We start from the raw sequence: 7,610 nt of genomic DNA, 5'->3' as shown, positions 1-7,610 counted from the left end.
CCGCAAGAACTGGCTTTTCTCCAACACGGTGCGTGGCGTGAAGGCGTCGGCCAATCTCTACGGCCTGATCGAGACCGCCAAGGCCAACGGCCTGGAGCCATTCACCTATCTGCGGCATCTGTTCGAGAAGATACCGGCGGCGCAGACCGTAGCGGATTTCGAGGCGCTGCTGCCCTGGAGCCTCAATCCCGACATGACCCCGAAGGCCAAGCCTACCCTCTGACGCGGTTTACTGGACGCTTACTGAACATCCAACCCTTGAGCGTCGGCATACGCCTTCAACGTTCCGCCCGTCCGCTCGCTGGCGCGAACGTGCTCAAGCCAATACCGCTGCCGCTCCGTCAACTCTGTCGCCATGGCTTCCTCCGTTATGCATCCTGGAAGGCATAGCGTGACGGATCATTCCAGACAGGGGAACCCTGCGGTTTACGTGGCGCTTACAGAGGTTAGGAATGAAAAGATTTGTAACGTAGAGTCACAATTTCGGCATTTTGACCAAAAAAACCGCCCAAATGGGCGGCGCAATGGCAATTCGTGATTTTGATGGCGGCGTATATCGGCGTTCAGATCTTCAGCCAGCACTTGCCCCCGCCGTAGCCGATCAGCTCCTTCCAATCCGGATGGTGGTTGAATAGCTGAGATAGAGTGCGCACAGAGGAGTGTACCTGATCGAGAATATCCTTGGTCGCGCATTGTGGGCGCCCAGAGCGCCAAGCGCTGACCAACAGTTCCAGCACCTCCTGCTGCTTGCCGCCAACAAAGCGGAACTCCCGTCCATGCACGTTGACTTCACTGAAATCAGGGCTATGACTGAGCACCCCGTCATGGGAGGGCGTTGAACGCCTGTCTAGAATTGCTGCGTGGATCACTTCCATTTCAAAACGCGCGTGGTCGACATCCGAATCGATCACTTGGTCAAAGGCGAGCATCTTGAATCCATCGGGCAGGCGGTACCGACGACTTTTTGGTGGACCTTCCACCAACACAACGCTGACAGGCGCATTATCCACCCCCTCCAGATAGTCACAGACCGAATCAAACACCTCGGAAGAAAAGAGCGTCCGCGCCACATACACTGGGACTTTGATCTTTCCGACCCAGATGGCCCCGATATGCCACAGACCTTTTCCCACCGGCTCTCTGATTTGGGTGCCCTCTGCAATGCCCAGCAACACCTGTAGACTCCTGAACAAGCCCCCGTGGCTAAGATGAAACGTCCGCAGATCCTGGTCCGGGATGGTGACCCACCCCTCCTCCTCAAAACTGAAATAGCGATAAGTGCACGTTTCTGGATCCCAAAACGCCTGTTTCAGATGACCATTGGCCGACTCAGGATCTTCGACATACTGCCCCAGTTCCCCTTCAACAAGAATTCCGTGGGAGAGCAACTCCTCCCAGGAGGGAAATCCCTCAGCAATGCCGTATCCAGCCATTTTGCTCAGATCCAGACGAAAGCATTTCAAAGCATCCAGCAGCGCAGGACGGCTCAACAGTTCGTTCATCATATTACGCCTCCTCCAGCAAGCCCCATTGGGCGAGATATTTGTCCCGGATCAGTCGCTCCTTGGCTGACCGACTGCGGAGGTCACAATGGTTAGGCACGGTCAGGCTCAAATTGATCACCTTCCCCTTGGGGTAATAGCGATCAGGTCTGAAGATCACGACCATGCTCGCTTGCCGGGGGAACGCCTCAGATCTCATCAGAGGATTCATCTCCTCGAATATCTTCCGCACGGCGGATTGCACCGTTTCATCAATATCGCGCTCCGCTTTCACCTCAACTTTCACCCCTTTCATATCCTCCCAGGCAATCTCTGTGCTGGTTCAGCGGAAACATGACAACCGCCTAAGCCAAAATATCAGTTAGCCGTTCGCCTTTTCAGCCATTTTTTGGGATGGCTGAAAAGACTGCTTTTGGTACGTCGTCCGACGCCGTTCTCTGGCCGCCTCAAGCTTTTGATCTCGTTCGGCCAGGATCTGCACATGCCGCCCTTCCAGGCGATCCTGTGGGGTGACGTAGTCGATGGCGCTATGGAGCCGCCGGGTGTTGTAATGCTCGACGTACTTTCCCACAACCCGCTGGGCATCTTCCAGCGATAACTGGCGTCTGAGGCCGAATGCACTCACGCTTCAAACTACCGTGAAAACGCTCCAGCTTTCCGTTGCTCTGCGGATAGTAAGGCGAAGTCCTCACATGCGTCATGCCGGATTCCCGGATGAACGCCTTAAAATCGTTGGCAACGAACTGCGGCCCATTGTCTGAGATCAGCCGCGGCTTAGCTTCCGGATAGGCCTCCTGAGCTCGGAGCAGGACCACTTCAACCTCATCTTCCTTCATCGACTCACGAATCTCCCAGTGGAGGATAAACCTGCTACATCCATCCAGGACACTGCACAGATAGTAGAACGTCCCCTGGATATTCAGATAGGAGATGTCCACATGCCAGTGTTTATGCGGCTCCGAAGGCTGTTTGAACCCTGTGCCCTTCTGCGAGGGCGGTGGGCTCCAACGACGCATCAGCCCGGCAGTTCTGAGCACACGCAGCACTGAAGAGGGGCTGACCGCCACCACGCCTGCATCCAGCATCATGTAGGTCAGGCGCCGATAGCCCTCTGACGGATGTTCATGGAAAAAGGCGACAATCGCTTCCCTCTCCCAATCGTCCAGCCAAAAATCTCGGGGAATACGGCCATTGTGGTCGTTAACCATTCCATAGCGCTTGCGCCATGAATAGAACTTGCCCCTTTGCACGCCTATCCAGTTGATAATCCGGCTCGTGTCGATTTCGCTCTTGTCTGACCAAGACGCCACGAAATCCACCACCGAATCCCGTATGTCCGGCTCCACCCAGCAGCCGTTCAGCTCACCCCAAGACTTTTTTTTAGCGCAACATGCGCCTCAAGAAGCTCGGACATAACCTCATTTTTGGTTGCCAACTTCGCTTCTAGTTCGGCAATCTGTCGATCACGAGCCTTTTGGCCGCGTTTGTCAGCCAAAGCCGCTTCGCCATTCTCAAACAAAGCCTTTTGCCAGCGATAGTACTGGCTGGGCTGAATGCCCGCCTCGTCACACAGATCCGAGAGAACCACCTTCTCGACCAGGTGACGGCGCACATAGCCTACCTTCTGCTCAGCCGTAAATCTCCGCTTCTTCCGTTCCATACAAACCTCCGCTTATTATCTACACATTATAAACGGCTTGTTTGTCATTTTCCAACTGAACCGAAACACCATGATCCGGGCTTTGGCGCGAGCGTTTTCGTGGAGAAAAGAGATCGAGTCTGGCGTCGTGCGCTCTGCGCGTGAGTTGGCCGCCAGGGAAAATATCGATCCAGGCTTCATGACCAAGACGCTGCGGTTGACCATGCTGGCGCCGGATATTGTGGAAGCCATTCTCGAAGGGCGGCAGCCGAAAAACCTAGCGCTCGCCGATCTGATGAAGGGGTTCTCATGTTTCGGTTCAGATGGAAAATGACAAACCAATCGTTCATAATGTAGAGATATTGAGCGGAGGTTTGTATGGAACGGAAGAAGCGGAGATTTACGGCTGAGCAGAAGGTAGGCTATGTGCGCCGTCACCTGGTCGAGAAGGTGGTTCTCTCGGATCTGTGCGACGAGGCGGGCATTCAGCCCAGCCAGTACTATCGCTGGCAAAAGGCTTTGTTTGAGAACGGCGAAGCGGCCTTGTCTGACAAACGCGGCCAAAAGGCTTGTGACCGACAGATTGCCGAACTAGAAGCGAAGTTGGCAACCAAAAATGAAGTTATGTCCGAGCTTCTTGAGGCGCATGTTGCGCTAAAAAAAAGTCTTGGGGTGAGCTGAACGGCTGCTGGGTGGAGCCGGACATACGGGATTCGGTGGTGGATTTCGTGGCGTTTTGGTCAGACAAGAGCGAAATCGACACGAGCCGAATTATCAACTGGATAGGCGTGCAAAGGGGCAAGTTCTATTCATGGCGCAAGCGCTATGGAATGGTTAACGACCACAATGGCCGTATTCCCCGAGATTTTTGGCTGGACGATTGGGAAAGGGAAGCGATTGTCGCCTTTTTCCATGAACATCCGTCAGAGGGCTATCGGCGCCTGACCTACATGATGCTGGATGCAGGCGTGGTGGCGGTCAGCCCCTCTTCAGTGCTGCGTGTGCTCAGAACTGCCGGGCTGATGCGTCGTTGGAGCCCACCGCCCTCGCAGAAGGGCACAGGGTTCAAACAGCCTTCGGAACCGCATAAACACTGGCATGTGGACATCTCCTATCTGAATATCCAGGGGACGTTCTACTATCTGTGCAGTGTCCTGGATGGATGTAGCAGGTTTATCTGTTTCGGTTCAGTTGGAAAATGACAAACAAGCCGTTTATAATGTGTAGATATTGAGCGGAGGTTTGTATGGAACGGAAGAAGCGGAGATTTACGGCTGAGCAGAAGGTAGGCTATGTGCGCCGTCACCTGGTCGAGAAGGTGGTTCTCTCGGATCTGTGCGACGAGGCGGGCATTCAGCCCAGCCAGTACTATCGCTGGCAAAAGGCTTTGTTTGAGAATGGCGAAGCGGCTTTGGCTGACAAACGCGGCCAAAAGGCTTGTGACCGACAGATTGCCGAACTAGAAGCGAAGTTGGCAACCAAAAATGAAGTTATGTCCGAGCTTCTTGAGGCGCATGTTGCGCTAAAAAAAAGTCTTGGGGTGAGCTGAACGGCTGCTGGGTGGAGCCGGACATACGGGATTCGGTGGTGGATTTCGTGGCGTTTTGGTCAGACAAGAGCGAAATCGACACGAGCCGAATTATCAACTGGATAGGCGTGCAAAGGGGCAAGTTCTATTCATGGCGCAAGCGCTATGGAATGGTTAACGACCACAATGGCCGTATTCCCCGAGATTTTTGGCTGGACGATTGGGAAAGGGAAGCGATTGTCGCCTTTTTCCATGAACATCCGTCAGAGGGCTATCGGCGCCTGACCTACATGATGCTGGATGCAGGCGTGGTGGCGGTCAGCCCCTCTTCAGTGCTGCGTGTGCTCAGAACTGCCGGGCTGATGCGTCGTTGGAGCCCACCGCCCTCGCAGAAGGGCACAGGGTTCAAACAGCCTTCGGAGCCGCATAAACACTGGCATGTGGACATCTCCTATCTGAATATCCAGGGGACGTTCTACTATCTGTGCAGTGTCCTGGATGGATGTAGCAGGTTTATCCTCCACTGGGAGATTCGTGAGTCGATGAAGGAAGATGAGGTTGAAGTGGTCCTGCTCCGAGCTCAGGAGGCCTATCCGGAAGCTAAGCCGCGGCTGATCTCAGACAATGGGCCGCAGTTCGTTGCCAACGATTTTAAGGCGTTCATCCGGGAATCCGGCATGACGCATGTGAGGACTTCGCCTTACTATCCGCAGAGCAACGGAAAGCTGGAGCGTTTTCACGGTAGTTTGAAGCGTGAGTGCATTCGGCCTCAGACGCCATTATCGCTGGAAGATGCCCAGCGGGTTGTGGGAAAGTACGTCGAGCATTACAACACCCGGCGGCTCCATAGCGCCATCGACTACGTCACCCCACAGGATCGCCTGGAAGGGCGGCATGTGCAGATCCTGGCCGAACGAGATCAAAAGCTTGAGGCGGCCAGAGACGGCGTCGGACGACGTACCAAAAGCAGTCTTTCAGCCATCCCAAAAAATGGCTGAAAAGGCGAACGGCTAACTGATATTTTGGCTTAGGCGGTTGTCATGTTTCCGCTGAACCAGCACATATCCTCCACTGGGAGATTCGTGAGTCGATGAAGGAAGATGAGGTTGAAGTGGTCCTGCTCCGAGCTCAGGAGGCCTATCCGGAAGCTAAGCCGCGGCTGATCTCAGACAATGGGCCGCAGTTCGTTGCCAACGATTTTAAGGCGTTCATCCGGGAATCCGGCATGACGCATGTGAGGACTTCGCCTTACTATCCGCAGAGCAACGGAAAGCTGGAGCGTTTTCACGGTAGTTTGAAGCGTGAGTGCATTCGGCCTCAGACGCCATTATCGCTGGAAGATGCCCAGCGGGTTGTGGGAAAGTACGTCGAGCATTACAACACCCGGCGGCTCCATAGCGCCATCGACTACGTCACCCCACAGGATCGCCTGGAAGGGCGGCATGTGCAGATCCTGGCCGAACGAGATCAAAAGCTTGAGGCGGCCAGAGAACGGCGTCGGACGACGTACCAAAAGCAGTCTTTTCAGCCATCCCAAAAAATGGCTGAAAAGGCGAACGGCTAACTGATATTTTGGCTTAGGCGGTTGTCATGTTTCCGCTGAACCAGCACACTCAGACCTATGGCCGGAGCAGCGAGAGGCTCTTGGGTTTTGAGGCCTTGAACCATCACTTGATTTCCAAATTCGCCACATTCAAGATGGAGGTTCCGATGGATAGATGGGAGCCTCCGTATGACCCCAGCTGAAATCATTGCAGAATTTATTCAAGCTGATTCACTCCCACGCGAAGCCCTTCTCGCGGCAAGAAGATGTGAGGAGGAGATCAAACCTCTACTGGTTCAGATTATCGAGCGCTGCATTGAGCTCCAATTCGATGCAACGGAAGAAGATGAGTCTGCCCTGATCTTTGCCCTCTTTCTTCTTGCAGAATTCAAGGCGACTGAGCAGTTCCCCTGTTTCGGTTCAGTTGGAAAATGACAAACAAGCCGTTTATAATGTGTAGATAATAAGCGGAGGTTTGTATGGAACGGAAGAAGCGGAGATTTACGGCTGAGCAGAAGGTAGGCTATGTGCGCCGTCACCTGGTCGAGAAGGTGGTTCTCTCGGATCTGTGTGACGAGGCGGGCATTCAGCCCAGCCAGTACTATCGCTGGCAAAAGGCTTTGTTTGAGAATGGCGAAGCGGCTTTGGCTGACAAACGCGGCCAAAAGGCTCGTGATCGACAGATTGCCGAACTAGAAGCGAAGTTGGCAACCAAAAATGAGGTTATGTCCGAGCTTCTTGAGGCGCATGTTGCGCTAAAAAAAAGTCTTAGGGGTGAGCTGAACGGCTGCTGGGTGGAGCCGGACATACGGGATTCGGTGGTGGATTTCGTGGCGTTTTGGTCAGACAAGAGCGAAATCGACACGAGCCGAATTATCAACTGGATAGGCGTGCAAAGGGGCAAGTTCTATTCATGGCGCAAGCGCTATGGAATGGTTAACGACCACAATGGCCGTATTCCCCGAGATTTTTGGCTGGACGATTGGGAAAGGGAAGCGATTGTCGCCTTTTTCCATGAACATCCGTCAGAGGGCTATCGGCGCCTGACCAACATGATGCTGGATGCAGGCGTGGTGGCGGTCAGCCCCTCTTCTAGTGCTGCGTGTGCTCAGAACTGCCGGGCGTGATGCGTCGTTGGAGCCCACCCGCCCTCCGCAGAAGGGCACAGGGTTCGAAACAGCCTTCGGAGCCGCATAAACACTGGCATGTGGACATCTCCTATCTGAATATCCAGGGGACGTTCTACTATCTGTGCAGTGTCCTGGATGGATGTAGCAGGTTTATCCTCCACTGGGAGATTCGTGAGTCGATGAAGGAAGATGAGGTTGAAGTGGTCCTGCTCCGAGCTCAGGAGGCCTATCCGGAAGCTAAGCCGCGGCTGATCTCAGACAATGGGCC

The 7,610-nt window shown here is 54.2% G+C and carries 15 protein-coding genes (1 of these 15 only partly in view); 10 read left to right on the top strand and 5 right to left on the bottom strand.

Going from position 1 to position 7,610, the window contains the following annotated elements:
- The coding region (locus tag MAIT1_RS18850) for a transposase domain-containing protein (RefSeq protein ID WP_143814934.1) at positions 1 to 223 on the top strand (223 nt) is incomplete at its 5' end.
- A 340-nt stretch (positions 224 to 563) separates the two neighbouring features.
- Here the strand turns inward: MAIT1_RS18850 and MAIT1_RS18845 are convergent.
- The 5 genes from MAIT1_RS18845 to MAIT1_RS18830 form a co-directional block, all read right to left on the bottom strand.
- Complete coding sequence (locus MAIT1_RS18845) at positions 564 to 1,505, bottom strand: hypothetical protein (protein ID WP_085445450.1); 942 nt, start codon at positions 1,503 to 1,505, stop codon at positions 564 to 566.
- A gap of 1 nt (position 1,506) precedes the next feature.
- Complete coding sequence (locus tag MAIT1_RS18840; protein WP_143814933.1) at positions 1,507 to 1,788, bottom strand: hypothetical protein; 282 nt, start codon at positions 1,786 to 1,788, stop codon at positions 1,507 to 1,509.
- A gap of 75 nt (positions 1,789 to 1,863) precedes the next feature.
- A complete protein-coding gene (locus MAIT1_RS22115) occupies positions 1,864 to 2,073 on the bottom strand; it encodes a hypothetical protein (RefSeq protein ID WP_198947939.1) in 210 nt (69 codons plus the stop codon).
- Entirely contained in the window at positions 2,030 to 2,848 is an 819-nt protein-coding gene (locus MAIT1_RS18835; protein WP_198947938.1) for a DDE-type integrase/transposase/recombinase, read from the bottom strand. Before MAIT1_RS18835 ends, MAIT1_RS22115 begins: the two co-directional genes overlap by 44 nt.
- Before the next feature lie 11 nt (positions 2,849 to 2,859).
- On the bottom strand, positions 2,860 to 3,162 hold the full coding sequence (locus tag MAIT1_RS18830) for a transposase (protein WP_085440272.1): 303 nt from the start codon (positions 3,160 to 3,162) through the stop codon (positions 2,860 to 2,862).
- A 70-nt stretch (positions 3,163 to 3,232) separates the two neighbouring features.
- Between MAIT1_RS18830 and MAIT1_RS18825 the strand changes: the two genes are divergently transcribed.
- The 9 genes from MAIT1_RS18825 to MAIT1_RS22105 all read left to right on the top strand — a co-directional run.
- Positions 3,233 to 3,475 carry a hypothetical protein gene (locus MAIT1_RS18825; protein ID WP_241893507.1) on the top strand — a complete coding sequence of 81 codons (243 nt, stop codon included), beginning with the start codon at positions 3,233 to 3,235 and terminating at the stop codon, positions 3,473 to 3,475.
- A 44-nt stretch (positions 3,476 to 3,519) separates the two neighbouring features.
- The gene (locus MAIT1_RS18820) at positions 3,520 to 3,822 is read left to right on the top strand and encodes a transposase (protein WP_085440078.1); all 303 of its coding nucleotides are present in this window, start codon (positions 3,520 to 3,522) and stop codon (positions 3,820 to 3,822) included.
- An 11-nt stretch (positions 3,823 to 3,833) separates the two neighbouring features.
- A complete protein-coding gene (locus tag MAIT1_RS18815) occupies positions 3,834 to 4,343 on the top strand; it encodes an IS3 family transposase (RefSeq protein ID WP_143814932.1) in 510 nt (169 codons plus the stop codon).
- Between the two features lie 44 nt (positions 4,344 to 4,387).
- Positions 4,388 to 4,690 (top strand): transposase, encoded by a 303-nt coding sequence (locus tag MAIT1_RS18810; protein WP_085445448.1) that lies wholly within the window; start codon positions 4,388 to 4,390, stop codon positions 4,688 to 4,690.
- Positions 4,691 to 4,701: 11 nt separating this feature from the next.
- The gene (locus tag MAIT1_RS18805) at positions 4,702 to 5,667 is read left to right on the top strand and encodes an IS3 family transposase (RefSeq protein WP_198947937.1); all 966 of its coding nucleotides are present in this window, start codon (positions 4,702 to 4,704) and stop codon (positions 5,665 to 5,667) included.
- A gap of 92 nt (positions 5,668 to 5,759) precedes the next feature.
- Entirely contained in the window at positions 5,760 to 6,233 is a 474-nt protein-coding gene (locus MAIT1_RS18800) for an integrase core domain-containing protein (RefSeq protein WP_143814931.1), read from the top strand.
- 168 nt (positions 6,234 to 6,401) lie between these two features.
- Positions 6,402 to 6,647 carry a DUF1186 domain-containing protein gene (locus tag MAIT1_RS18795; RefSeq protein ID WP_085445447.1) on the top strand — a complete coding sequence of 82 codons (246 nt, stop codon included), beginning with the start codon at positions 6,402 to 6,404 and terminating at the stop codon, positions 6,645 to 6,647.
- Positions 6,648 to 6,691: 44 nt separating this feature from the next.
- Positions 6,692 to 7,339, top strand: a complete 648-nt coding sequence (locus tag MAIT1_RS22350) for a transposase (RefSeq protein WP_241893506.1) — start codon at positions 6,692 to 6,694, stop codon at positions 7,337 to 7,339.
- An 80-nt stretch (positions 7,340 to 7,419) separates the two neighbouring features.
- A protein-coding gene (locus tag MAIT1_RS22105; protein WP_198947936.1) for an integrase core domain-containing protein crosses the window boundary here: on the top strand, positions 7,420 to 7,610 show its start. It continues 385 nt past the right edge of the window; only the first 191 of its 576 coding nucleotides appear in the window; its start codon is at positions 7,420 to 7,422; the stop codon falls past the right edge of the window.

Source organism: Magnetofaba australis IT-1, from assembly GCF_002109495.1.
In the GTDB taxonomy this organism is placed as follows: Bacteria; Pseudomonadota; Magnetococcia; order Magnetococcales; family Magnetococcaceae; genus Magnetofaba; species Magnetofaba australis.
This window is presented reverse-complemented; position numbering and strand designations above follow the sequence as displayed.

Excerpts from the sequence above, each read along its gene's own strand:
- MAIT1_RS18845 (WP_085445450.1), bottom strand. The coding sequence starts at position 1,505 with ATGATGAACGAACTGTTGAGCCGTCCTGCGCTGCTGGATGCTTTGAAA.
- MAIT1_RS18830 (WP_085440272.1), bottom strand. The coding sequence starts at position 3,162 with ATGGAACGGAAGAAGCGGAGATTTACGGCTGAGCAGAAGGTAGGCTAT.
- MAIT1_RS18825 (WP_241893507.1), top strand. The coding sequence starts at position 3,233 with ATGATCCGGGCTTTGGCGCGAGCGTTTTCGTGGAGAAAAGAGATCGAG.
- MAIT1_RS18820 (WP_085440078.1), top strand. The coding sequence starts at position 3,520 with ATGGAACGGAAGAAGCGGAGATTTACGGCTGAGCAGAAGGTAGGCTAT.
- MAIT1_RS18810 (WP_085445448.1), top strand. The coding sequence starts at position 4,388 with ATGGAACGGAAGAAGCGGAGATTTACGGCTGAGCAGAAGGTAGGCTAT.
- MAIT1_RS18800 (WP_143814931.1), top strand. The coding sequence starts at position 5,760 with ATGAAGGAAGATGAGGTTGAAGTGGTCCTGCTCCGAGCTCAGGAGGCC.
- MAIT1_RS18795 (WP_085445447.1), top strand. The coding sequence starts at position 6,402 with ATGACCCCAGCTGAAATCATTGCAGAATTTATTCAAGCTGATTCACTC.
- MAIT1_RS22350 (WP_241893506.1), top strand. The coding sequence starts at position 6,692 with ATGGAACGGAAGAAGCGGAGATTTACGGCTGAGCAGAAGGTAGGCTAT.